This is a genomic window from Pseudoalteromonas sp. R86517 (assembly GCF_042466295.1).
Taxonomy (GTDB): domain Bacteria; phylum Pseudomonadota; class Gammaproteobacteria; order Enterobacterales; family Alteromonadaceae; genus Pseudoalteromonas; species Pseudoalteromonas atlantica.
The window spans coordinates 3,323,939-3,349,588 of record NZ_JAXHCB010000001.1 but is presented as its reverse complement, the minus strand read 5'-3'; the positions used below and the strand labels follow the sequence as shown (position 1 = coordinate 3,349,588).

The window sequence follows — 25,650 nt, the reverse complement described above, 5'->3', positions numbered from 1 at the left end:
GTATGTTTTATAAGCTTTAAAATTAAGCAATACCTTGTTTTACATGAAAAATCTATAACGCCGTTAACGCTTTATTTGGCAACCTAAAAAGGCTAAATATGTAAGTCGATTGGTATAATTACATCCAGTTACGCTGCGTTGACTCCGCCTGATAAAGAGTAAAATCAATTATATAATCAGCATCTTGCTGCTTTATATAAGGCATAAAGGCAAACCCTGATGCAAGTTGTATATACAGGCTTTTAAGCCCTGCGCGGCGCATAAAGTAGGTACTAATACTGCGTGCACTTTGCGCTTTATACAGTTCAAACACACGGTAATGCACACCTATCATACCTTTGCGTACCACCATGTAAAAACGGCCGTTGTCTTCATGCAAATAATAGCCATAACGCTGATAAGCAAGCGTTACTAATCCCGCTAAAATAAGTAATACTCCCAAGCTAAGCCAGGCATTAAAGTCGCCTAAATAACAACCTAACAGCACAATAGCGCTTGGAATTAAGGCATAAAAGCTCAAGTTTTTATAAAGTAAGGCCGGTTCTGCGCCGTTAAACTGCAATTTTTTGCTATTAAACCACGGGTAAATCCATTGGCAAACGCTATCTACTTGCTCGTTATTTAAAACGGGTAACACTAAGGTTTGTTTATTTTTTTTAGCAGCCACGCCCGCCGCTATACCGCCGCTACTTGCTTGTAAGCACTCAACGGTAAAACGCTTTAGTAACCGCCCCATTAGGTTTTGTTTTATAACTATAGATTGCACTTTATCCATGCTCATAGACAACTGATGACGCTCTAATAAGCCAGCAATACGTTTAAATTTTTGGCCTTTAAAGTAAAGCTCAAAGTTATAAAAACGAATAAGCGACATACCTACCGACAACATCACAGCCGTTAAAACAAGCAAAGCAATAAGCGTTATCATGGCAAAGGTTGCAGCACTTGCCAGTAAACCAAGCTCTTGCTGATAAAACCCTTCTACCTTAGCAATAATTTGCTGCTCTAAAAAATCAACCAACACATTTATAAAAGGCGCAATAGCGGCCATTGCTAATATAGCCATATTAGACATTAAGCCAAATTTAGCGATTTCTTTATTACTGATACGTAAGCTATTTTCTGCTTCAAAATGCTCGCTTGAGGGTGTTTGCTCGTCGGGTTGCTGCTGCGCTTTAAAGGCAAAAATTTGTTTACGCATTTGCTGTGCATAGGCTTTGGTAACACCTGGCAATACCGCCTCTTGGGTTACGCTGCCTGCGGCATCAAAAATACAATTAACCAAATTAACGGGCGTAAAATAAAAGGGCTCAGCAATATTAACGTTTTGCACGCGCGAAAACTTTAGCGTTAGGCGCTCTTTTTTAAACACCCCTTTGTTAAGCAAAATTTCGTGATCGTCGCTAATGCAAAACTTAAAATTTATGTAATATAAAATTGAATATATTAGCAGTGTCACTATCGCAATAGCACCTGCAACTTGCGCCCAAAACAGCTTGTTTTCTACTTGTGTTACAAACACCACAAGCATAGGCAGCAGGTTTAAAAGCCCGTCTTTTACAAAGCGCACACTAAAATACACCACAAAATACAACACCGCCCAAGGCGATACTTTTTGCCAATGTAGTGAGCTACTTTGCTCCTGGCTAATGGTATTACTCATTTGCTAATTCAACCTGCGCGGGTGTGTCGTCTTGGCGATAATTTTGTACAAATTGGCGTATGTTTTTGCACTGCTCGTGGGTTAAGCCACTTATTTGTAAATCAGCACTGACCCCGCCGGCACTAAATAACTTTAAACTGGCTAACTTTAGTTTTCGCTCAATAGGGCCTTGGTGAATTTCCATATGCTGTAAACGCGCGAGGGGCAAAATAGTTATTTGCTGCCAAATAACCCCTTTTTTAAACGCAATATCGTGATTGCGCAGCGCAAAGCCCTGCAGCTTAATACTCAGGGCGTTATAAAGCATTGAAAGCAATATTAAAATAGGCACGCCTATCAGCAAGTAGGTTTGTGCTTTGTTAGCAAACGCTTCGTTAAAGTAACAAACAGCAAACAGTACCGCGCAAAAAGGAATGTAAAACGCCAGCCAATTAAGTTGCACGTGTAGTAACGCTTTATCGGCCAAGGGGTTAAGCTGTATTTCGCTATGCTTTGGTAAATCCATTACTTGCTGATTATCAAACACGATTTTAAATACCTTTCCTATTTACTGACTGTTAGCCCAGCTGATTGTAGTAACTAACGTATGGCTTTGTTTAGGCTCAAGTGTCACGTTATCTTCTAACACATTAGCGGCTTCTAAACACACCATGCTCAGGTATTCATCGTCAGCAAAATTAGATAAACGCTTAGATTTTTCTATCCATGGGTTCCACAGCACGCACGAGCTTGAGTTCTCGCGGCTTACATTAATAATCCCATCTGGGGTGTGAATGTGTTGCTGCTTAGCGGCCTGGGTATAAACCATATCGGTTTCGCGGGTAAACTTCACTGGCGCATTTTGCGCAAACGGCCCTTCGCCAAATTCAATATATTGCGCGCCTTGTAAACCTTCTACATGGGTGTGTTTTATATCTGAGGTAGGAAAATAGCTGTGCAAAGCCTGCGTATAGCTAAAAGGGCTATTACTTAAATTAGTGGTTGTTAAACGCACCTGTAATTGCTCGCTCAATACAAACTCAACCTTTAACGCCGAGTGGTGCGGCCAATACGTTGGGTTAACTAACTTCATGGGTAAGTTTAAGCTAATTGTAATGTGCTCATCATCTTCATGCACAGCATCAGCTTGCCATAAACTGGTACGTGCAAAGCCATGCGCTGGCCAATCTTGGTTTTCATGGTTACCAAACCAAGGCCAACAAATAGGAATACCACCGCGAATGCTCACCCCTTCTTGAAACGTCTCATTTTTAGAGACCCAAATAAGTGGCTTGTTATTTTTTGGAATGAACTCGGTAATTTGCCCGCCTTGCAAAAATATTTTTGCATCACACTTCGAGCTCGCAACTTTTATAAACTCTAGGCCGGTTTCGCTTTGTTCAATGCTAACTGATGGCGATAATTTCATGTTTTTCCCTACAATGCTGATATTAAAGATTTTTAACATGTGCATACAAACAATAATGCATGTGCAAAGTATACGCTATACTTGCTAGGGCGTGTTGACCTTTGTGGATTGAAATTTGTTCATTGGCGATTAATACATACACAGCTAACTTACAAACAATTACCAATTAATAACAGCTGTTATAAATAACATTAATGCATATAAATAATGGCCATGCTTTAGGGCAGTAAAACCGCGGCTAAGCTTAGGCAAACGCATGTTAAATTTATTAAGGTATTAATGCAGGTGGGTATAATACTAAAGTCTAAACCATAAGACTTGCCAATTATTCACAACATACGTAGTGTGCGCACCACAATGCAAACAATATGCTAATAACATTTAATAAGTTTTAAACAAAATTATACTATTTTAGTTTCTGCTCAAACTAATAAAAACCAATAAACATGGGCTCAAGCTTAATTTATTATTTGAATTCAATTTATTTGATGTGTAACATTTCGCGATTACGGCACACCTTTGGCCCATCGACGAGATAAGCAAATGCAAAAATATGACGAATTATTAGTTTCTTTACGTAAAGTAATCCGCGCGATTGACTTACATTCTAAGCAGCTAAATAAAACATCAGGTTTAACAGGCCCACAATTGCTTATAATGCAAGAAGTAGCGCACACCGATGGAATAACAGCAAGCCGTATCGCTCAGAATGTTAACTTAAGCCCGGCTACTGTAACTAATATTCTTGATAGAATAGAAAGCAGAAACCTTGTAACACGCGTTCGTAGTCAAATGGATAAACGCCGAGTGAGCTTATACCTCACCGAGCAAGGGAAAGAGTTACTAGAAAAAGCACCTCAGCCACTGCAAGAACACTTTATTGAAAAGTTTTCTGCACTTGCAGAGTGGGAGCAAAGTTTATTGCTTTCATCTATGCAACGCGTTGCAGCAATGATGGATGCTGATAAGTTAGACGCATCACCTCTGTTAGAGGTAGGCGCGTTAACTCAAACACCAAATAAATAAAAAAAATAAAAAATAAATTTAAATTAGTTCTTACATCATTCGTAAGGGGCTTTTGGGCACCTTGAATTTTTTTATTTTTTAATCAAAACCTGAGCATCAACAATGACTAAACTCTCAAAATTAACGCTAGCACTAATGCTTGGCGGTGCAGCAAGCACAGCTAATGCAGCCGATCTCGACACACTGCAAAGCCAATTAAAGCAGCTTAAGCAACAAATGCAGTTGCTTGAACAGCAGCTTGCTGATGAAAAATCAAAGCAAAGCCAAATCAACAAGCAACACGAACAACAAGTTGCCGAGATCAGTAAAAAGGCCGACAACAAAGAAGTTGTTGCCGCCGCTGCGCCTGAACAAGAAGATGAAGGCATTAAAATTGGCGGTGCCGTACGTTTTAACTACAGCACAAACACCTACGATGAAGACACGCAAGACCGTGGCGGCGATTTAGACTTTGAAGTATTTCGCCTTAACTTATCGGGTGAAATTAGCGATATTTCTGTAAATGGTGATTTTCGTTTTTACGATTACATGACCATTGTTAAGTATGCATACTTAGGTTACGAATTTACAGATGGCTGGGAAGCGCAAGCCGGTATTGCACCTGTACCGTTTGGTAACGGCCCATACAACTCACACAGCTACTTTTTTAGCACCAACTACTACGTTGGCCTAGAAGATGACTTTGATTTAGGTGTAACAGTAAACCGTAAACTTAAAGACAACTGGAAACTAGACCTCGGCTTTTTCAAAAATGATGAAGTAGGCGGCGTTGATGGCAGCTCAGAAGTTAACGAACGTTACTCTTACGATATTGTTGGTAGCCGTGCAACAACCGAAGGCACCTACGACGCACCAGGTTCACGCCTTGGTGAGTACAACACTTTTGCTGGTCGTACAGTGTATCAAATTGAGCACAGTGAAAACGCTAAAACCGATATTGGCGTATCACTACTAAGCGGTGGTTTGCACGACGGTAACGACCGTGCAGGTAACTACGGCGCATGGGCGTTTCATGTAAATAGCCAAATTAACAACTGGAATATTCAATTTCAGCACGGCGAGTACGACTACGACCTAGACGACAACAGCAACCGCTTTGTAGTTGGCGCGTTTGATTACTACGATACCGTATCAAGCGAAGCAACCATGACCAACTTTAACGTAGCTTACGACCTATCGCTTGGTTGGGGCCCAGTAACAGGCGTTCAATTTTACAACGATTACGGCATTATTTACGACAAGTCTGACGACAGCCCAGATACGTGGATGAATGTAACAGGCATGAGCGTATCGGCCGGTGCATTATTTACTTACTTTGACTTTATTCAAGCACGTAACCAGCCATTTATTGGTGGCTCTGTTGCAGGTGATGGCGACACAGAACGTCGCTTTAACATCAACGTAGGTTACTACTTCTAAATAAGTAAAACATATTTAGTATTTTAAAAGGGCAAACTTAGTTTGCCCTTTTTTGCGTTTATAGGGTTCGATTTTATAACTATTTGGCCTACAATCCTAACTAACAGCCATTACTTAAAAGAGCCTAAGTGAATATAAAAGTAGTATTTATTTGTTATAAAAACTTATGGCTTAAAGCACTTGGGTTATTGTTAGTGGCTCTTGGCATTATTGGTATTGTGCTGCCGGTTATGCCCACCACCATTTTTTTTATTCTTGCGCTTACCTGCTTTACTCGCTCATCACCAGCGCTTGAACACTGGCTACTTAACCACCCTCGCTACGGCGTTACCTTACAACAATGGCAAGCGCATAAAGTAGTGCCTGTAAAAGCAAAATGCTACGCCGCGATTGGTATGCTTATTGGTTTTGTATTTTTGCTTTACTCAAACGCCCCTGTTTGGGTTATTTACCTTGTTGGCGTAATTGAAATAGCCGTTATGATTTACCTAATTTTAAGGCCCTCGCACCCACCAAGTGCTAAATAACCGCCCTTTTTTGCATGCACACACCGTTTAGCCAAAAATTTAATGTAAAGTTAAGTAAGTAAATTTGTAATAGTTAATGCAAATGATTATCATATTCTAAATTTAATTTAATTACTGTTTTTATGGCGTTTATTAATAAGCGGGCTTTGTACAGCACAAGCCGTGCGCTCCATATTTATATTTCTACAGCTTTGTTTTTTTTGCTTATTTTATTTTGCGTTAGCGGCATTGTACTTAACCATGTTGATTGGCTTAAAAACGACAAAAGCAACGGCCAAGTAAGTACCGCTATTCCTCAAGCGTTAATGGCTAAAGCAAATACTCAACTAGATACATTACCCACCCTCTACCCAGACATAGAAGCGTTTTTTGCCGAGCAATACGCGCTCACTAAAGTTAAAAGCATTGAGTGGGAAAAAGAAGACGCGCTGGTTATGCTCGACTACCCACTACCGGCAGGTTTTGCTTACGCAGAGCTTGATTTTACAACCGGTGAGCTAAACCTAGATTACCAAACCGGTGGCTTTTTAAGCCTGATTGGCGATTTACACAAAGGCCGCCACAGTGGCGCCGTGTGGAGCTGGGTTATTGATATTTCAGCGGTATTGATGATTATTTTTTCAATCACCGGGATGATTATTTTATTTCAAAACAGAAAAAAACGCTTAGCAGGAATATGGATAACCGTTTTAGGCATAGCAACGCCTTTGGTTATTTATTTATGTTGGGTGCCACAAATTAAAGGAGTGTCTTAATGTTAAAAGTAAGTACGGTACTAAGTGCAGCACTATTAATGGTTGCCGCATTATTTCAAACAACTGCGCAGGCACAAACGCCACAGCTAGAGATTGAATTAACCCTACCCGATCTTGATGTACAACCTTACCACCGCCCATACGTAGCTGTTTGGCTAGAAACGCCAAAGCGTAAACACGTAACGACGCTTGCGCTATGGGTTCAAAAAGCAGAATGGTTTAAAGATCTGCGCCAATGGTGGCGTAAAGCAGGTAAAACCGACATTAACTTTGACGGCATAAGCGGCGCCACTAAGCGCGCAGGTACTTACACCATTGACTGGCAAGGTAAAGATTTAGACGGCAATGCCGTAAAGCCTGGCAAATACCTTTTAAACATTGAGGTTGTGCGCGAAGAAGGCGGCCGTGATTACAGCCGCGTAGAGCTTGATTTATCGCAAGCTGGCAAAGTGACCATTGAAGGTAAAAAAGAATTTTCTACAAGTTTTGTAACCGTAAGCACTAAGTAGCTGCTACTTAATCATTTGAATTTAAGGAAATACAATGAAAATTAATTTATTAAAAACGGCTTTAATTGGCGCACTTAGCTTATCGGCGCTGGTATCTACATCGGCAAGTGCACATGGGCGCTGGTTATTACCTTCGCACACGTCATTATCTGGCGACAAAGCGCACTACGTAATGATTGACGCGAGTATTTCTAACGAAATATTTGCACCCGACAAAGCCTTTAAACCAAAAGAAAAAGGCGCAGAGTACGACGACACTCTACTTATGGCCCTTGCACCAAACGGCGAAGAAGTATCTGAGACCATTCGTGCTTATTACCTAAAGCGTAAAAGCTCAGCGGCGGTAAGCCTAAAAGAAGAAGGCACTTACCACATTGCCATGACGCAAAAGCCAATGTACATGACCTTCTACAAAAACGAAGAAGGTAAGCGCAAGCGCGTATTTGGTAAAAAGTCAGAAGCTAAATTACCAAGCAATGCAAAAGATGTAACCACAACTAAAGTTATATCTACAGTAGATACATTTGTAAGCCGTAACGGTACTTCTAAGCCTGCACAACTTGGTTTAGGCCTTGAGCTTAGCGGCCCAACGCATCCAAACGATTTATTTGTTGGCGAGCAAGCGCGTTTTCAGTTACTACAAGATGGCAAGCCAGCGGGCGAAGGCATTGAAGTAAGCATTTTAAAAGGCGATACACGCTACCGTAACGAACGTGGGGAAATAAAAGTAACAACCGATAAAAACGGCATGTTTAGCACAACCTGGAAAGAGCCAGGCCTATACCTAATCGAAACCTCTAACAAAGTTAAAGTAAACGAAGAAGGCGTAGATGCCGGTCGTTATGCTCTATTCACGACGTTAGAAGTAGCGCCTGAATAATTTTTTCACGCAATTTACACAATAAATTAAGGCCAAGTTTTCAGGGCGTGTTGAGCTTTGATGGTTGAATTTACAGCAGTGTGTTTGGTTTTTAGGCAAGGCAGAGCCTATGAAGTGTGGTTATTCCCCATAAATAGGCGATAACGCAGCATAAATGCCAAACATGTGCTGCCCTTCGGGTTCTGCCTAGGGGCGATAAACTCTTTGTTGCCTACATGGATGTAGGTAAGGGGCGTGATCAGGACGCGGAAGCTTTACTCGATTTTTACTTATTCTTACAGGGATGTAAGTCATTAGAATAACGCAGGAGCAGTTATCGAGCCCACTAGGTTACAAACCTCGCGCCGCGATTTAATCGCCCCTAGATTGAACAAATTTCAATCCGCAAAGTGCAACACGCCCTAACTTGGCCTTTTTTGTTTTTTCAAAAAAACCGACAACTTACCTTGAATTTGCAGCCATTCGACACAAGATTGCAACTCGAGCGATCTAAACGTCTATAGCGGGCGTAAACTGTCATTTTAGTTGTTAACAACTTAGAATAACTTAGACAGTTTTTATCTTTGCACACAGGTAGAGCCTTCTATATTATGCGCTCCTTTGAAAAATCAATAGTCAGCAGCCCTTAAGGGAATCAACATCATGTTAAAGCAATTATCAGCCAAAAAAGTAGCACTTAGCCTGGCCGTTACCTCTGCGCTTGGCGCGTCTTATTCTCCTGCATTTGCTGCAGAACAAGACACTCAAGCACAAGAAAGTATTGAAGTGATTTCGGTTACCGGTACCCGCAGAAGCCTGCGCAGTATTGCCGAAAGTACCGTACCTGTAGATATTATTACCAGCGGTGATATGCAAAGCACGGGTCAACTAGAAATTAGCCAAATACTGGCCAACCAAGTACCTAGCTTTAACTACCCAAGCGCCACCATGGGTGATGGTACAGACCACGCTAAACCGGCTGTATTACGTGGTTTAGCACCCGATCACACCCTAGTGCTTATTAATGGCAAACGCCGCCACGCTGGCGCGCTATTAAACTTAGCGGGTGTTGTTGGCCGTGGTTCTACCGCTGTTGACTTAAACATGATCCCAACTTCAGCCATTAAACGCGTAGAAGTACTACGTGATGGCGCAGCAGCGCAGTATGGCTCAGACGCCATTGCCGGTGTAATTAACATTGTACTTAAAGATGCCTCAGAAGGGGGCAGCGTAAGCGTAACCTACGGCGAGTACGACACCCAAATGGCTGGCGTACCTCAGCTAGAAAGCACCTACGCAGATGCCGATGGCAACCTTGCCTTTAATACCGGCGCCGACCGCGAAGTAAACGACGGCGCAAGTCGTACAATTAGCGCAAACTCTGGTTTTGAGCTTTTAGATAACGGCTTTGTGAACGTATCAATTGAGTATCGTGATAACGACTCTACGCAGCGCTCAGGCTTTGACCCGCGCGAGCAATACGACCGCTTAGAAGATGGCAGCCTAGACCCACGCGAATTTACCATCGACCGTTACAACCACCGCTTTGGTAAAGCAGAGCTTGAAGACTACGCACTGTTTTACAACATGGGTTACGACTTTGATAACGGCTATAACCTGTACTCGTTTGGTAGCTACTCAAAACGCGAAGGTAACTCAGGTGGTTTTTACCGCCGTGCAAAAGACAGCCGCAACGTGTTAGAAGTGTATCCGGATGGCTTTTTACCGCAAATTGAAACCGACGTACAAGATTACTCATTTGCCCTAGGCCTGCAAGGCGAAACTGGCGAATGGACATGGGATGTAAGTACCAACTACGGCCGTAACGACTTTGGTTTCGGCGTTGTAAATAGTATAAATACATCTCTAGGTGCCGACAGCCCAACCGAATTTGACAACGGTGCATTGGTTTACGATCAGTTTTTAGTAAACGCTACGGCAAATACAGTGCTAGATTTTGGCTTGCCAGATGACGTATTTTTTACTGTAGGTGCAGAATACCGCCACGAAAGCTACAAAATTGAGCAAGGCGAAGAAGCCTCTTACATTACCGCTTTAGATAGCGATGGCAATCCAATTGCTGCCGGTGGCGCACAAGTATTAGCTGGTTTTGGCCCAGAAAGCGTAACCGACGAAAGCCGCCATAACGTAGCCGTGTTTGTTGAGTTTGATACTTACCTAACAGAAGACTGGAACCTTGTTTTAGCGGGTCGCTACGAAGATTACACCGACTTTGGCGATACATTTACATCAAAGCTTGCGTCACGTTACAGCATTAACGAAAACCTATCACTACGTGGTGCAATTAGCACAGGTTTCCGTGCTCCATCACTTGCGCAAAGCTCGTACCGCCAAATCTCTACCGTACTTGAGAACAACCAACCGTTTGAAGTAGGTTTATTCCCTACCGATTCAGCGGCAGCGCAGGCACTTGGTGCTGAACAACTAGATGCCGAAGAATCAGTCAACGTAACAGCAGGATTTATGTACACGCAAGGCAGCTTTAGCCTAACTGTAGATGCCTACCGCATTGATATTGATGACCGTATTGTATTGTCTGAAAACCTAGAGGGAGATGCTGTAGTAGAAATACTGCAAAATGCCGGCGAGCTAAACACAGAAAGCGTACGTTACTTTACTAACGCTATCGACTCGCGCACGCAAGGTGTTGATATTGTTGCTACCTACAACTTAGATTTAAGCGATTTAGGTGACTTACGCTTAAACGTAGCGGCTAACTTTAACGATACCGAAGTAACGCACGTAGACGACAACCCAAGCGAGCTAAACTCACTAGGTGACGACTACGTTGTATTTGCACGCCGCGAAGTAGGCCGCTTTGAAGAAGGGACGCCAGATAGCAAATGGAACCTATCTGCAGTGTGGAACTTTAACGAATGGCAAACCACCCTTCGTGCAACGCGCTACGGTGAAGTGGCTGATATTTCTACCACTGCCGATCGCGATGAGTACATTGGCCCTAAATGGATCACCGACCTAGAAGTTGCCTACCGCCCAGACGAATACTGGAAGTTTGCAGTAGGTGCAAACAACTTGTTCGATCAGTACCCACAAGCAACGGTAGATAACATTGGTTACTCTGACTTTGGCCAAATATTCCCGTACACGCCATATGCACCGTACGGATTAGACGGGCGCTTCCTATACGGTAATATTACTTACAGCTTTTAATAAATAACCTAAAAGCAAACACTTAAAAAGGATGCCATGTGCATCCTTTTTTAATTACTTCTTAGTGTATTTAACCACTTATTAGTAAATCCACTTTTCATAAACACATCCCACCACAATAAAATCAATGACTTACAGTTGGTCTTGTTTTTGCTCTACTATGCTTATACAAAACATGCATAAATAACAAACACAAAGGACTAAACATGAGCTCATCAACTGTATCTAACATTACAAAACCACTTTCACTTATTGGCGGCATTTTATTATTAAGCGGCTGTGTGTTTCATATATCGCCAAGCGTTGCCTCAGTAAAACAAACTCAGCAGTTATCACTGCCAAGCAGTAATCTAGAATACTTAAACGTATTAAGCGGTGCAGGCTCTCTTGAAATAAAAGGCTCGCCCAATGCCACCAGCATAAGTGTAGATGCCACAATTTTTACCGCCGATATTGAAGACGAATACACGCTTACCCTTGAGCAAAATGGCAAACAAGCTACCTTAGTTGCAAACAACAATACTGCCAGCGGTATGCGTTTTTACAGCGGCCAATCGCCACACATTGATTTAGTGGTTACTGTGCCAAGTAATTTAATGCTCGATATTAATGATGGCTCTGGCGACATTGCAATAAGCGCTATGCAAAATAATATAGATATAGAAGACGGCTCAGGTAGCTTATCTATCAACAGCGCTAAAAACCTTACTATTGAAGATGGCTCAGGCGATATAACCCTTGAAAACATCACGGGCAACTTAGCGCTTACCGATGGCTCTGGCAGCGTAAATATTAATAATGTTAGCGGCAACGCAGAAGTTGATGATGGTTCGGGCGATATGCGTATTAGTAATGTGCGCGGCACCTTAACTGTTGAAGACGGCTCAGGCAGCATGGCCATTAATAACATTAATGGCGCAGTTGATGTAGACGATAACTCTGGCGATTTAGTCATTGAGCACGTGCAAGCAAGCGTAACCATTGAAGATGGCTCGGGCGACATTCGTGTAAACCACGCTATGGGGCTTACCATTACCGAGTCGGGCTCAGGCGATGTAAGCATTGATAACATTAACGGCCCTGTAAAAGTAGCCGATTAATTATGACTAAATGATCCATTTTCAGCCACATGACCCATTGTATTTTTAAAGCCACTAAGCCATGCTAAAAGCCTTGATACTATTAGGATATACGCGTGTTAGAAATAGCTTTAATTTACTTAGCGGCGGCCATAGTGGCTGTACCTATTGCCAAGCGAGTGGGACTTGGCTCGGTACTTGGTTATTTAATTGCGGGCATACTAATTGGCCCTTACGCCCTGGGTATTGTGGGGGATCAAACAGATGTAATGCACTTTGCCGAATTTGGCGTAGTGATGATGCTGTTTTTGGTTGGCCTTGAGCTACAACCAGCCCGTTTATGGAAGCTTCGCCATTCAATATTAGGGCTTGGCGGCTTACAGGTCGTACTTACCGCCGCGGCTATTTTTGCGTTTTGTTATTGGGTTTTTACCATGCATTGGCAAACCGCTTTGGCTATTGGCTTAATGCTGGCGCTGTCATCAACCGCTATTGTACTGCAAAGCCTTGAAGAAAAAGGCTGGCTAAAGCAAGAAGCCGGGCAAAATGCATTCTCGGTTTTGCTGTTTCAAGACATCGCCATTATTCCTATTTTAGCGCTCCTGCCACTACTGGCTTTTGCACCGCAAAGTAGCTCAAAAGACATTAGCGACTCCATTATTGCAAGCTGGCCGGTATGGCAACAAGTTGGCGTATCGGTAGCGGTTATCGCCGCTATTATTGCCGGCGGAAAATATGTGTCGGCCCCGTTATTTAGATACATAGCGCAAACCCACATGCGTGAAATATTTACTATTTTTGCGCTGTTTTTAGTGGTGGCTATTGCCCTTGTAATGCAAAGTATTGGTTTATCACCTGCACTCGGTACGTTTTTAGCGGGTGTAGTCCTTGCCGAAAGCGAATTTAGACACGAGTTAGAAGCCGATATAGAGCCCTTTAAAGGCCTACTTTTAGGGCTGTTTTTTATCACTGTTGGCGCATCAATCAACTTTGAATTATTAGCGGATGAATTTACAACCGTTATTGCACTCGTTGCGCTGCTTATTGTAGTAAAAGCCTGCATTTTATTTACCCTTGCCATCACCTTTAATATTAGTAAAAAGCAGCGTTTACTGTTTGCACTAGCGCTGGCACAAGGCGGCGAATTTGCCTTTGTACTTTTAAGCGTAACCACTACATTAAGTATATTAACGCCAGAGCAAACAAGCTTAGTGACGTTAGTGGTGGCTGTTTCAATGTTGGTTGCGCCACTGTTATTAATGGCTTACGAGCAACTACAAAAACGCACCAGTAACAGTGCGCCCGAGTTTGATAAGCCCGAGCAAATTAGCAGTGCTAAACACGTTATAATTGCAGGCTATGGTCGCTTTGGGCAAATTATGGGGCGCTTATTACACGCCCAAGGCTACGAAATTACTGTACTTGATCACAGCCCAAGCCAAATAGAACTCCTACGCCGCTTTGGCAATACCGTATTTTATGGTGATGCTGCCCGCCAAGAGCTGCTAAAAGCCGCAGGCGCGCACACCGCACAAATGCTAATTGTGGCAATAGACGATGCAGACAAAACCCTCGAAATTATTAAGCTTGCGCATAAAAACTACCCGCAGCTCAAAATTGTTGCCCGCGCTATCGACCGCCGCCACGCCTATCAATTACTTAATTTAAAAGTAGATGCCTTTAACCGCGAAACGGTCGACTCGGCCATTAACTTAGCGGTAGATGCACTAGAGCTGTTAGGTAACAACAAGGAAGATGCCCAGCGCGCCGGAAAACTATTTAGAGACCACGACCGCGCTGCCGTATTGCAACTAGCCGAACTGTGGGGCGACGACGCCAGCTACGGCGTAGCCGTGCGACAACGTATGGAAGATTTGAAACAAGTACTGCAACAAGACAAGCAGGCACAAAGTGATTTAAATACCTGCGACAGCGGCGACTGTGAAGACGGCCTAACAGAACTCGCTGATAGGCCTAAAAAGCCTGATGATACTCATATTGAGTAGTGTCAGGCATTATATAATGCTCTTGCTATAATTACTCAGCACTTATTTCCTTGAGTATAGCGCGTGCTGCATTTTTTCCATTTAAAGCAAAGCCAACTTTATGCCCACTTTTATCTTGAAGAATTAGCAGGTTCGAATCCGTCCACATATCGCGAACCACCTTATCATCTGAGACGGCATCAAGCTCTTTAGCTAGAAGTTTATATCTGAGGTTATACTCATAACCTCTAAAATCCCACTCAGCCATGTATGCTCCATTGTCTGTAATGAAAAAAACACCCCATTGCTGCAACTCTTTATTTTCATACATAGTTGTCCACTCTTTAAAGTGCACTTTTTCTGAGCCATCTTTTACTGTATCTAAAATTACAGGCTCAAAAGCAGACGTATTCATTGGCCCCATTGCAGTTTGCATTGGCCCAGGAGAAGCGCAGCCGCCAATAGTTAATAGGCTAGAGATTAGTAAAATAGATCTTTTATTTAGCATCCTAAATATCCTTTTAGTAAACGAAAATTCAAGTTTTTTAAATGAACTAAATTTAAGTCGTTATAATGGAATACAAATTAATCAAGCATATATTTTAGCTTATTTATATCTAGCTATGCATAGCTATGAATTAATTGTTTGTACCTTGTATCTTTACCTAAGCTAGATAGTTGATCTCCAGAAGCTTGGCCTATTGCTTGTATTGCTTGCTGTGAAACCTGATTAGTAGTTCTTGAAAATAAATAATTTGCTAACGCTTTATAATTTGTGCCACATGGAGTTAAAGTAAGACGTGAGGAAAACTCTCGGTCTTCAAGTAAAGATACAAACTCTTTAATTTCCAGCTCTCCAAACTTTTGCAGCATGCTGTCATAGTATGAAACGGACATACTTGATATTCCATACCCATTCCCTATCTTTGCCATTACAACGGTTTTTACATAATTTTTTCGAACTGAATCTGGAATAGCTCCAGTAGATGAAACATAAGAATCGAGTACTCGAGCATGTGCCGATTCATTGATAAAGTTATTAAAGCCGATATGAGCAGTATATAAATTATTAATTTTTTCTGATAATTCAACAGCTAAAGTATCACTTGGTAAAAAAGGTAGCCCACTTACTAAAGTTAAAAATTCACGAGCGGTGTCTCTTCTTTCTATTTCAGCGTTGGATGCAAATGTCGCATATTTAAAGCCGCATTCATATTTAACTTCGTCAGGGCTTATATTCCATGCTTTAACACATACGAGCTTTATGTTGCTTTTTAGTTGTATACTTGCACCTTTCGCAGTATACATACCAAATAATGTGCGAAGTAATGAAGTACCCAAATCAGAAGGGAGGCGTTCTATTCCTGCATTGATTGGTTGAGCATCAATAGTACTAAGATTATTATTTCTAATGCACCCTAGAAACCTTTTTACTTCAATCACGGGTCCCTCAGGTTCTTTGCCAATTACTTCTTTAATACATGTTTCTAACCAAGATATTAGTTGAAAGCCAGTTAAATCATTTTGATTTGGGTGAGCAGCGCTCGCCCAGTTTCTCATATCACGAATATAGTCTAAATGTTTGAAACCAATGTCTGATAGTATTCCTGTTAAATGACAACCTCTAACAAGCTCCCATTCATCAAGTTTGGTTAAATCATCTTCACCATTGATTTTTTTTCTTCTATTTTCATCAGTCACAACACTGTCATAAAAGTACTCTAGGTCAAACTGGATCACTTTCTTGCGAAGACTAAGAACTGTTTCATCCCAAATAAAATTTAGAGCAGCATCAAAAAGCCCAGCCCCACATGCTGCAATAAATTTTGATAAGTAAATCGAGGAGCTTCTTTGCCTTGAATCTACTAAGTTAATTACTTCGGGAAGGTTATTTATAACACGTGATCTTTCTGGTACAGGTACCAGTACGTTATGATTCGGGAGCCCAAGCTCAGTTAGATATGTAGATAATCCAGTTGAAAATTGATCTACTCCAATAGTTACCTGGCTTTGTGAGGTTACAATTATTCCATTACTCATCTAAGTTTATTCCTTGCGAGTGTTATTCAAAAATAACAGTTTTATCAAAGGGCATTTCCTTATTTTCACAAAGACGTCCCTATTTGTGCGAAGCTCTATTTGTATCAAATAGATTAAATATTTACCAATTTTAAATAATTTTCTTTCGGTAGGTTCTTTCAGAAATAAGGGAGGGCAGTTTGATTGGCTCGCATCTGGGGTAGTAATTTAAAGTAACGTGTTCTTCATTTAAATTTGTTGCCTATAACTGACTCTGTATTAGAGTTTAAACTAAGCCCCAATAGAGCAAGTCAGTTATGGGCTATAATAATCTAAAGCCTAATGGTGGTGCCCACCTTGAATCGCTTTACCTTGCTGATTATAAAACCCCGTTGCGCCGTGTTCTATAAAGCCTAGGTTGATCATTTTTGCTAAAAACGGGTCGTTTTCGTTATCGCCTATGTCGGCGTAGTCGGTGGTTTGAAAGCGATCCCACTTGGCAAACTGTGCGGTTATTTCTGCTTTATTGCTGTTTACATCGTTAAGGCTTAGCAAAGTATGGGTATCGCTTTTTTTATTGGTTACGCTAAAGCTTTTAACCAAGTTTGATTTGGTAAATAAAGCGAGTTTAAATTGGTTGTCGCCCTCAGAAAGTGTGTAGTTTTTTACTTCATCGCAGCCGTTGCCTTGGGTGTTAACTAGGGTCATTTTTTCGATTAAATGCGTATCCACCAGCTGACTTTTAGCGCTCCAACTTTGTACACCGCGTACCTCAGATGGCTGATACTCAATACCGCGTTGCTGAGCATTAAAATAACGAATTGGGCGAATTTGCTTGTTAGCTAAGTGCTGCCAAAGCTCAGTAATTACCTCACGCTGATGCGCAACTTGTGAGTTGTTTCGCCAAAGCGTAAGTGATTGCGTGCTTTGCTCGTTTTTATGAGTATTGGTAATTTTATAGTCGGCTTTTAAATGCGCGCTATCAATATTACATTGCTGCGCTAGGGTGCTGGTACTGGCAAGTGTTGCCATTAAAAATAATGCTAGTTTCATTAAATTATCTCTTATTTAAACGTCACTGTAATAGGCATTACCATACCCATTTACAGTGGCATTTTTATGACATAAAAAAACAACTCGCACAGCGTACGAGTTGTTTTTAAATACCTCATTTTTAATACGTACTTTATGTGCTGAGCGTACGTAGTAAATTACTTATGGCGTTACTTTTTCATCAGCGGTAGTTACTAAGTCTGCTGCAAAGTCCATTACATGGAATAAAAAGCTTTGCTCGTTAGTGCCTGTAACTAAGTGAGCGCCTGGGCCCATTGCGTATACGCCAACATCTTCACCTGCGTGAGTTTCTGAGCCAAGTGGTACAAGTGCCTCTTGGTGAAAGCCCGCTGAAGTTGTATCAACATCGGTTAAATCTACACGCCCTGTAACAGGTGCAAAAGCATAACCTGCATCGGCATCGGTTTCATCGCCTAAATCTCTAAAGCCGCCACCGTTGGTGTAGCCAACTGTGGTATATGGCATATCGTCGGCAGCTAGGCTTGGCTCGGTTTCACCTACGGCAACAACTTTACCTAATATTGGGTTACCACGTTTAGGGTAGCCTGCAATAGTAAATACGTGGCTGTGATCGGCAGTTACTACTATTAGCGTTTCTTCTGGGTTAGTGTTTTCCATTGCCACTTGCACAGCTTTTGCAAATTCTACTGTGTCGTTTAGGGCATTGTAGGCATTACCCGCATGGTGCGCGTGGTCAATACGCCCTGCTTCTACCGATAAGAAAAAGCCATTGTCGTTGTTATCGAGTACGTTAATTGCTTTTTCGGTCATTTCGCTAAGCGAAGGCTCGCCCGCTACATCGTTTGCGCGGTCGGCTTCGTATTGCATGTGCGATTCGTTAAATAAACCAAATACTTTAGTGGCATCGTCGCTAATTGCATCAAAACCAGTTTGGTCCATAACGTAAGTGCCGCTTGGGTAAGTTGTTTGCCACTCAGTTACTAGGTTGCGGCCATCAGTACGGTCGCCTTCTACTGCGCTTACTGCATCGGCTGAATTTGCTGCTTCATCTTTTGGTAAAAAGTGACGACGTCCGCCGCCCATTACAACATCAATGCCATCTACATCAATACCCGCATAACGCGACTCTAGGTTGGCTTCAAAGTTAACAAGTTGCGATGCAATATCTTCACAGGCTTCAGTACCCTCTGGCATATCTGAGTTATCTTCCCAGTTACGGTCAGCCGATTTAGCATACGTTGCTGCAGGTGTTGCATGGGTAATACGTGCTGTTGAAATAAGGCCGGTTGCTTTACCTGCTATTTCAGCAAGCTCTAACGAGGTAACTAGTTCGTTGCCTGTTACCGTGGCACAGTCGCCGCGTTCAATGTCTTCATCTACACCAATTACGCCCACATCGGTTTTAACACCTGATACCATTGCCGTCATTGTGCCTGCTGAATCGGGCGTTTGTGCATCTACGTTGTAAGTTTTAACAAAACCTGAGTACGGCATTTTTTCAAAGCTTAACTGGTAGTCTTCACCTAAACCGCCTTCAAGCTGGCCTGCTAAAATACGTGCAGCTGTTACGGTAGAAATACCCATGCCGTCGCCAACAAATAATATAACGTTTTTCGCTTTGCCCGACTCAGTAACCACTTCGCTATTAGCTTGCTGTGTTGCCGCAAGCTTTGTTTGTGCATCGCCATACCATGCGTTAGTAGTTAGGGTGGCAAGTTGCTCGCTGGTAAGTGACGTAGCAGGTGCATTACACACTAAGTTAGAAGAGGTAACTTCGTCGCTATCTAGCACGCCGTTGCCGTTTGTATCTACGCCAGTTTGGGTTTCTACGCCGCCATTAACACATTGCTCAGAGCCGACTGCAATGGTGTTATCTACCGCGAGAATATTATTTTCGTCTTTGTCGTCGTCACTACAACCTGCTAGCGCGACCATTACTGCTAAAGAAAGTACTGTTAATTTGTTCATGTTAGCCGCCATTATTGCTGAGTTAGTTCAAGAGCTTGATTAATTAAATGAAATACTACGTTTTGCTCAATTACGCCTTGAGCTAGCTGTGCACCAGGGCCTTTTGCATGCAGCGAAATATCTTCACCGGCATGGGTTTCTGAGCCAAGAGGGACAGTGGTTTCTTGGTGAAAGCCAACATTGGTAGTATCAACACCACTAAGCTCTACACGTCCAGCAACTGGGCCAGTTGTATATGCTGCATCGGCATCTGTTTCATCAACTAAATTTCTAAACCCTAAACCATTTGCATAACCTACTGTGGTGTAAGGCATATCGTCGGCAGCAAGGCTTGGTGTGGTTTCGCCTACGGCAACTACTTGGCCTAAAATTGGGTTACCGCGTTTAGGGTAGCCAGCAATAGTAAATACGTGGCTGTGATCGGCGGTTACTAAAATAAGGGTTTCTTCTGGGTTGGTATTATCTACCGCAGCTTGCACGGCTTTAGCAAATTCAATGGTGTCGTTAAGTGCGTTGTAGGCATTACCCGCGTGGTGTGCGTGGTCAATACGGCCCGACTCAACGGTTAAGAAAAAGCCATTTTCGTTTTTACCTAATACATCAATTGCTTTGCTGGTCATTTCGCTAAGCGATGGCTCGCCGGCAATATCGTTTGCGCGGTCTGCTTCGTATTGCATGTGCGATTCGTTAAATAAGCCAAACACTTTAGTGGCATCATCTGCAATGGCATCAAAGCCTGCTTGGTCCATAACATAAGTACCTTGTGGGTATTGTGTTTGCCACTCAGTAACTAGGTTACGTTCATCAGTACGATCGCCTTCTACAGCGCTAAGTGCATCTGCTGAGTTAGCTGCTTCATCTTTTGGTAAAAAGTGACGACGTCCGCCACCCATTACAAAATCAAGGCCGTCTACGTCGGTACCTACAAAACGTGCTTCTAGATTTTTTTCAAAATTAACTAATTGCGAGGCAATGTCTTCACATGCAGTTTCGGTTTCTGGCATGTCTGAGATATCTTCCCAGTTACGGTCTGCCGATTTTGCATAGGTTGCCGCTGGCGTTGCATGGGTAATACGCGCTGTTGAAATTACACCGGTTGCTAGGCCTTTAATTTCAGCAAGTTCTGTTGCTGTTAAAAGCTCATTACCCGATACAGTTGAACACACACCGCGCTCTATATCTTCGTCTACACCAATAACGCCTACATCGGTTTTAACCCCTGAGATCATCGCGGTCATTGTGCCTGCAGAATCTGGTGTTTGTGCATCTACGTTGTATGTTTTTACTTGTGCTGAGTACGGGAACTCTTCAAAGCTTAAATAACCTTCTTCACCTAAATCGCCCGCTCTTTGTCCTTTTAAGATACGTGCTGCGGTAAGGGTAGATACACCCATGCCGTCGCCTACAAATAAAATAACGTTTTTAGCTTTTGTTGTTTGCTGGCTTTGTGCAAGCGCAGTTTTTGTGGCGAGTGTGGTTTGGGCATTTGTATACCAGTCATTGTCTGTTTGGCTTTGTGGTAATACATCGGCATGACTTGCAGCACTTAACATAAACGTTAAGCCAACTGCCGCAGCAACTTTTTTAATTTTCATCCTTTATTATTCCCATTGTGTAGTGGTTATTTTTTGCTTGAAGCGTAAACCTCAAATAAGTAACCGCTGCACTATAGAAAATAGATGTGACCTCTAAGAGTACTTTTAATTAAAAAACAATGACTAAACCATGACAAAATTAAGACACAAAAAAGCGCAGCGGTTAAACGCTGCGCTTAGCACAATTTTCACAGGGATGTATTTATAAAATTAAAAACGCGCCTTAAACGATACGCCAAAGTAGCGCTCTGCATCACGCGGAATTTGGTAACGGAAGTTGTCGCCACTGTAGGTGGTTACGTAGCTTTCATCGGTTAAGTTTTTAGCAATAAGCGATACTCTAAATGCATCATCTTTAAACGATAAACCCACACTTGCGTTTAAAATACCGTAATCTGGCAGTAACGCAGCTGGGTTAAACTCGCCTACATTGTTTGGTAGGTCTGAGTATTGCTCGTCGGTGTAAATGTAAGAGCCGTTTATATGAATATTAAAGTCGTGCTCGGTTTCAATAAAGTAATCAGCACTTAGTGAGTATTTTAAATCTGGCGAAAACGGGACATCTAAGCCAGAGCGGTCAGTACATGAGCCTGCTTCTACCTCTGCCGGACAATTAAACTCGTCAATTTCGGCCTGAATGTACGCAATACCACCAGTTAACGTAAGTGAGTCGGTAGCCGCCCACATAAAGTCAACCTCAGCACCTTGTGTACTTACATCACCAGCATTGGTTAAACGGGTAATACAAGTGCCGTCTGAACAGTCAAAGTTATTGGCTTGAAAGCCTTCAATTTCGGTTCTAAACACGGCAAAGTTAAATACAAAGTCGCGGCTTGCGTATTTGTAGCCTAACTCGTACGCGTCTGACTCTTCTGGCGATATTTCGCGGCTATCGTTATCTGGATTAAAGTTGTAGTACACGTTAAAACCAGGGCCTTTATAGCCTTGCGAGTAAGTACCGTAAACCATTTGGCCATCACCTAGGTCGTATTGCATACCTAAACGACCCGACACGTTGGTTTCTTCTGCACTGCCTGATTCGTCAGTATTTAGTGCTGCTGAGCGTACACCTACACCGGTGCGGCCAAATTCGTCATTGCTTACGCGGCGGTGTGTGTACGACACTTCATCGTCGGTATAACGAATACCAAACAGTACACGTAAGTCTTCAGATAAATCGTAAGTACCATCGGCAAAGGCTGCCCAGTTGTTAAACTCGGTGCTCATGTACGCGGTTGCCGATACAATATCGTTAGCATTACAGCTTACACCTAAGCTTTGTGTGTAGCCGTCTAAGTCGGCCAATGCGGCATCAAGCTCTGCACCGGTTAAGTTATTTTGTGCGTAATACGCCATTGCAGCGTCTAGTTGGCCACCGTTATTTTGACAACTTGCGTCACGGGTAAAGTTACGTTGCGAGTCCATGTTCCAGTAAAATAAGCCAGCCACATAGTTAAACGGACCCGCTAGGTTTGAGGTGACTCTAAATTCTTGCGAAAACTGATCCCACTGCTGGGCACCTAAATCGTGTAATTGAAAGGGCGCGCCAAATACAGGTTCGTTACTGTCGCCAGCAATTGAGGTAAAGTCGCCTTCGCGGTATTCGGTGTTATCCCACGAGCGCTGCGCAGTAATAGAGGTGTATGTGTAGTCGCCAATAGTTTTATCAACCTGTACCGAAAACGCGCTGTGTTCGTCAATAGTGCGCGACTCATAGTCGTGATCAACTTTGCGCTGGTCTAGGTCAATATCGGCCACACCATCAACAATACCGTTGCTGTTGGGGGCTGCGTCTGAATCTGGGTTACGGCCACTTGGCAGGGCTTCTAAATCGGCACAACAGTCGTCGTCGGCGTTATAAAATTCGGCAATAAATTTTACGTTTAAATCATCGCTTGGCTCGTATTTAAATACAGCACGTGCGCCTTCACGGTCATAGCCGTTTACTTTTTCGTTGTTGTAAACGTTATCAATGTAGCCATCAAACTTACCTTTAAACACGGTTAAGCTTGCTGCTAAGTCGTCGGTTAAGCCGCCGCTTACCACGCCTTTAAAGCGGTATTCGTTGTCTTGATAAAACGAGGTTTCTACGCTGCCGGTGGTATCGTACGAAGGATCTTTGGTTGTAATGTTTACCACACCCGCCGAAGCATTTTTACCAAATAGTGTACCTTGTGGGCCGCGTAGTACTTCAATGCGAGATACATCGTATAAATCGGCAAAGGCTTGACCAGAGCGACCTAGCACCACGCCATCAACTACGGTTGCCACACTTGGCTCAGCAGCAATACTAAACGAAATAGTACCAATACCACGCACTGTTAGCGCAGAGTTACGGGTTGTGGTGCCTTTTCTAAAACTCACCGAAGGCACAAGTGACTGCAGGCCTTCCATATTATTAGCAAACGCCGAATCAATCTGGTCGCTATTAAGCACAGACACCGCAAGCGGTACTTCGTTTAGGCTTTGCGTTCGTTTTTGTGAGGTAACAACAATTTTTTCAAACTGGTCGTTATTGTTTTGCTCTGCTTGTTGTTCAGTTTGCTCTTGCTGCGCATGTGCTTGCGTGCTTAGTGCTAAACCCGTTGTCATTGCTAACGTGACTGCCAAGCTTAAGACGGACTTTTTAGCTCTCATGTCATTCTCCAAATTGTGCGTGTGTGCTGTTAAATTACCGCGCTAGCAAGTGTGTGGGTTGCTAAAAAGCGGTGCCAGAGTGTTGTAGTTATTTTCCTTATATCTCTTATGTCTTATATAAGAGATATAAACTTAAACAAACTTATGTTCTATTGCAAACATTATGTGAATAAAATGTGATTTAAAATTTGTATAAAGAATATAACGCCGCATTATGTCACCTTAGCAACGCCAATATGCGCCAAGCTGCTTTGGTAACGCTTATGCCATCGGCGTACGCTCCACCAGCTAAGCAAAAAGGCGCTAGTCCAAACAGCAATTAAGCTTGGTACAAAGTACATGCTGGTGCCACCCACCAATCCAAGCGGAGAAAACAGTATGTACAAGCTTATAATTAAGCTTACTAATACAATCGCGCAAGGCAGTGCGTATTTCCACGGGCTTAGGTTTACCTCGGCTTTGCGGGTAAAGTTCCATGGTGTGGCAAGAGGTTTGTAGTAGCCAATACCTAACATAATGGCCAGCTCAATAAAGAATAATATGGCGTAAATATGGATAAAGTTAATATCTACATCCCACACAAATTTAAGCAAAGTATAGGCAATAACATGAAAAACAATAGCCACTTTAGCGCCCAGTGCAGGCACTTTGCGAGTAAATAACCCCACGAGCACAATTGTGATGACCGGAATGTTGTAAAATCCGGTAAATACACGAATGATGTGCCATAAACCTTCTGGCGCAAACATCAGTAATGGCGCGGTAATAAACGATAAAACAGCAATTACAATACTGGTAATTTTGGCCACTTTAATCAGCTTTTCGTCGCTTACTTTGTCTTTTTTCATGGGTTTGTATACATCTAAACAAAACAACGTGGCGGCACTATTTAACAGCGAATTAAACGAGCTAAATACCGCACCTAGTAGCACCGCTAAAAAGAACCCAGATAAGTACTGAGGCAGTACATCTTTAACTAAATGTGGGTAAGCTAAATCTATGGTTTGTAAGCTTTCGTGCTTATAAAGGTGATACGCAATTACGCCTGGGATCATCATCATAAAGGGTACTAGCACTTTAAAGTACCCTGAAAACAACACGCCCTTTTGGCCTTCTACTAAGTTTTTAGCGCCTAGTGTACGCTGGATCACGTACTGATTGGTGCCCCAATAAAATAAATTAGCGAGGATCATACCGGTAAAAATGGTGCCAAATGGCACGGGATCGTCACTGCTACCAATGGCGTTAAGCTTTTCGGTATCAGTGTTTACCAATGTGCTTAGGCCATCGGCAAAGTTGCCATCGCCAAGGGCAATAAGGCCAAGGGTAGGCACTAAAATACCAATAATTAATAACCCAACACCGTTAATGGTATCTGATACGGCAACCGCCTTTAAACCGCCGAATACCGCGTAAATAGCGCCCACGGAGCCCACAATAATAATGGTGACAATTAGGCTTGCTTGATAGCTTAAGTTTAATAAGGTGGGCACATCAAACAACCTAAGAACGGCGATTGATCCTGAGTACAAAACAGAAGGGATCGTTATAAAACAATACCCTACCATAAATAAGATCACCGTCATACGGCGTACGGTATCGTCAAAACGATCCCGTAAAAATTCAGGCAAGGTAGAAAACGCGCCGGCTAAATACCGTGGTAAAAAGATCAGCGCCATTATAATGGTTGATATCCCAGCTGTTACTTCCCACGCCATTGAACTTAGGTTGTAACCATACGCTGAGCCATTTAGGCCAATAAGTTGCTCGGCCGATAAGTTAGTGAGGATCATCGACCCCGCTATAAATGTACCTGTTAAACCACGCCCCGCTAAAAAGTAGCCGTCTTGGGTGTTAACTTCCCCTTTGGTTTTTTGGTACGAGATATATCCTACCAGCGCCATAAACGCCAAGCACGATAGCAGTGTCATGGTAATGTTCATACCTTCCATCTTACGCCCCTTTTAGCTTACT

At 42.6% G+C, this 25,650-nt stretch carries 19 protein-coding genes; 9 read left to right on the top strand and 10 right to left on the bottom strand.

Annotated features, from left to right (window positions below):
• Positions 1–118: 118 nt before the first annotated feature.
• From SJY38_RS15140 to SJY38_RS15130, 3 genes are read right to left on the bottom strand one after another with little or no spacing between them, the layout of a single operon-like run.
• Positions 119–1,663, bottom strand: a complete 1,545-nt coding sequence (locus SJY38_RS15140; protein ID WP_286741677.1) for a PH domain-containing protein — start codon at positions 1,661–1,663, stop codon at positions 119–121.
• Positions 1,656–2,189, bottom strand: a complete 534-nt coding sequence (locus SJY38_RS15135; RefSeq protein WP_377110099.1) for a PH domain-containing protein — start codon at positions 2,187–2,189, stop codon at positions 1,656–1,658. Before SJY38_RS15135 ends, SJY38_RS15140 begins: the two co-directional genes overlap by 8 nt.
• Before the next feature lie 21 nt (positions 2,190–2,210).
• Positions 2,211–3,071 (bottom strand): D-hexose-6-phosphate mutarotase, encoded by an 861-nt coding sequence (locus SJY38_RS15130; protein WP_154945253.1) that lies wholly within the window; start codon positions 3,069–3,071, stop codon positions 2,211–2,213.
• A 543-nt stretch (positions 3,072–3,614) separates the two neighbouring features.
• On the opposite strand from SJY38_RS15130, the gene SJY38_RS15125 reads away from it, so the two are divergent.
• From SJY38_RS15125 to SJY38_RS15085, 9 genes are all read left to right on the top strand, one after another.
• Positions 3,615–4,097, top strand: coding sequence for a MarR family winged helix-turn-helix transcriptional regulator (locus tag SJY38_RS15125; RefSeq protein ID WP_004586011.1), 483 nt, complete (start codon positions 3,615–3,617; stop codon positions 4,095–4,097).
• Positions 4,098–4,199: 102 nt separating this feature from the next.
• Positions 4,200–5,516, top strand: coding sequence for a carbohydrate porin (locus SJY38_RS15120; RefSeq protein ID WP_286741678.1), 1,317 nt, complete (start codon positions 4,200–4,202; stop codon positions 5,514–5,516).
• Between the two features lie 128 nt (positions 5,517–5,644).
• Positions 5,645–6,043, top strand: coding sequence for a YbaN family protein (locus SJY38_RS15115; RefSeq protein ID WP_273587877.1), 399 nt, complete (start codon positions 5,645–5,647; stop codon positions 6,041–6,043).
• A gap of 122 nt (positions 6,044–6,165) precedes the next feature.
• On the top strand, positions 6,166–6,798 hold the full coding sequence (locus tag SJY38_RS15110; protein ID WP_004586014.1) for a PepSY-associated TM helix domain-containing protein: 633 nt from the start codon (positions 6,166–6,168) through the stop codon (positions 6,796–6,798).
• A complete protein-coding gene (locus SJY38_RS15105) occupies positions 6,798–7,307 on the top strand; it encodes a DUF2271 domain-containing protein (protein WP_004586015.1) in 510 nt (169 codons plus the stop codon). Before SJY38_RS15110 ends, SJY38_RS15105 begins: the two co-directional genes overlap by 1 nt.
• 34 nt (positions 7,308–7,341) lie before the next feature.
• The gene (locus SJY38_RS15100; protein WP_024033999.1) at positions 7,342–8,187 is read left to right on the top strand and encodes a DUF4198 domain-containing protein; all 846 of its coding nucleotides are present in this window, start codon (positions 7,342–7,344) and stop codon (positions 8,185–8,187) included.
• Between the two features lie 642 nt (positions 8,188–8,829).
• On the top strand, positions 8,830–11,358 hold the full coding sequence (locus SJY38_RS15095; protein WP_377110096.1) for a TonB-dependent receptor plug domain-containing protein: 2,529 nt from the start codon (positions 8,830–8,832) through the stop codon (positions 11,356–11,358).
• Positions 11,359–11,564: 206 nt separating this feature from the next.
• Positions 11,565–12,458: a DUF4097 family beta strand repeat-containing protein gene (locus tag SJY38_RS15090; protein WP_377110094.1), complete on the top strand. Its 894-nt coding sequence runs from the start codon at positions 11,565–11,567 to the stop codon at positions 12,456–12,458.
• Positions 12,459–12,553: 95 nt separating this feature from the next.
• Entirely contained in the window at positions 12,554–14,443 is a 1,890-nt protein-coding gene (locus SJY38_RS15085) for a monovalent cation:proton antiporter-2 (CPA2) family protein (RefSeq protein WP_377110092.1), read from the top strand.
• A 31-nt stretch (positions 14,444–14,474) separates the two neighbouring features.
• Here SJY38_RS15085 and SJY38_RS15080 read toward each other — a convergent pair whose 3' ends face one another.
• The 7 genes from SJY38_RS15080 to SJY38_RS15050 all read right to left on the bottom strand — a co-directional run bounded on the left by SJY38_RS15080 (position 14,475) and on the right by SJY38_RS15050 (position 25,628).
• Positions 14,475–14,930 carry a hypothetical protein gene (locus SJY38_RS15080; RefSeq protein ID WP_277053821.1) on the bottom strand — a complete coding sequence of 152 codons (456 nt, stop codon included), beginning with the start codon at positions 14,928–14,930 and terminating at the stop codon, positions 14,475–14,477.
• Positions 14,931–15,043: 113 nt separating this feature from the next.
• Complete coding sequence (locus tag SJY38_RS15075) at positions 15,044–16,462, bottom strand: hypothetical protein (RefSeq protein WP_277053822.1); 1,419 nt, start codon at positions 16,460–16,462, stop codon at positions 15,044–15,046.
• A gap of 318 nt (positions 16,463–16,780) precedes the next feature.
• Positions 16,781–17,494 (bottom strand): hypothetical protein, encoded by a 714-nt coding sequence (locus SJY38_RS15070; RefSeq protein WP_286741684.1) that lies wholly within the window; start codon positions 17,492–17,494, stop codon positions 16,781–16,783.
• A gap of 162 nt (positions 17,495–17,656) precedes the next feature.
• Positions 17,657–19,444, bottom strand: a complete 1,788-nt coding sequence (locus SJY38_RS15065) for an alkaline phosphatase (RefSeq protein WP_024034005.1) — start codon at positions 19,442–19,444, stop codon at positions 17,657–17,659.
• An 11-nt stretch (positions 19,445–19,455) separates the two neighbouring features.
• Positions 19,456–21,039, bottom strand: a complete 1,584-nt coding sequence (locus tag SJY38_RS15060; protein ID WP_054983876.1) for an alkaline phosphatase — start codon at positions 21,037–21,039, stop codon at positions 19,456–19,458.
• Between the two features lie 210 nt (positions 21,040–21,249).
• On the bottom strand, positions 21,250–23,676 hold the full coding sequence (locus SJY38_RS15055; protein WP_054983875.1) for a TonB-dependent receptor: 2,427 nt from the start codon (positions 23,674–23,676) through the stop codon (positions 21,250–21,252).
• A gap of 212 nt (positions 23,677–23,888) precedes the next feature.
• A complete protein-coding gene (locus tag SJY38_RS15050) occupies positions 23,889–25,628 on the bottom strand; it encodes a solute:sodium symporter family transporter (protein ID WP_286741687.1) in 1,740 nt (579 codons plus the stop codon).
• Between the last annotated feature and the right edge of the window lie 22 nt (positions 25,629–25,650).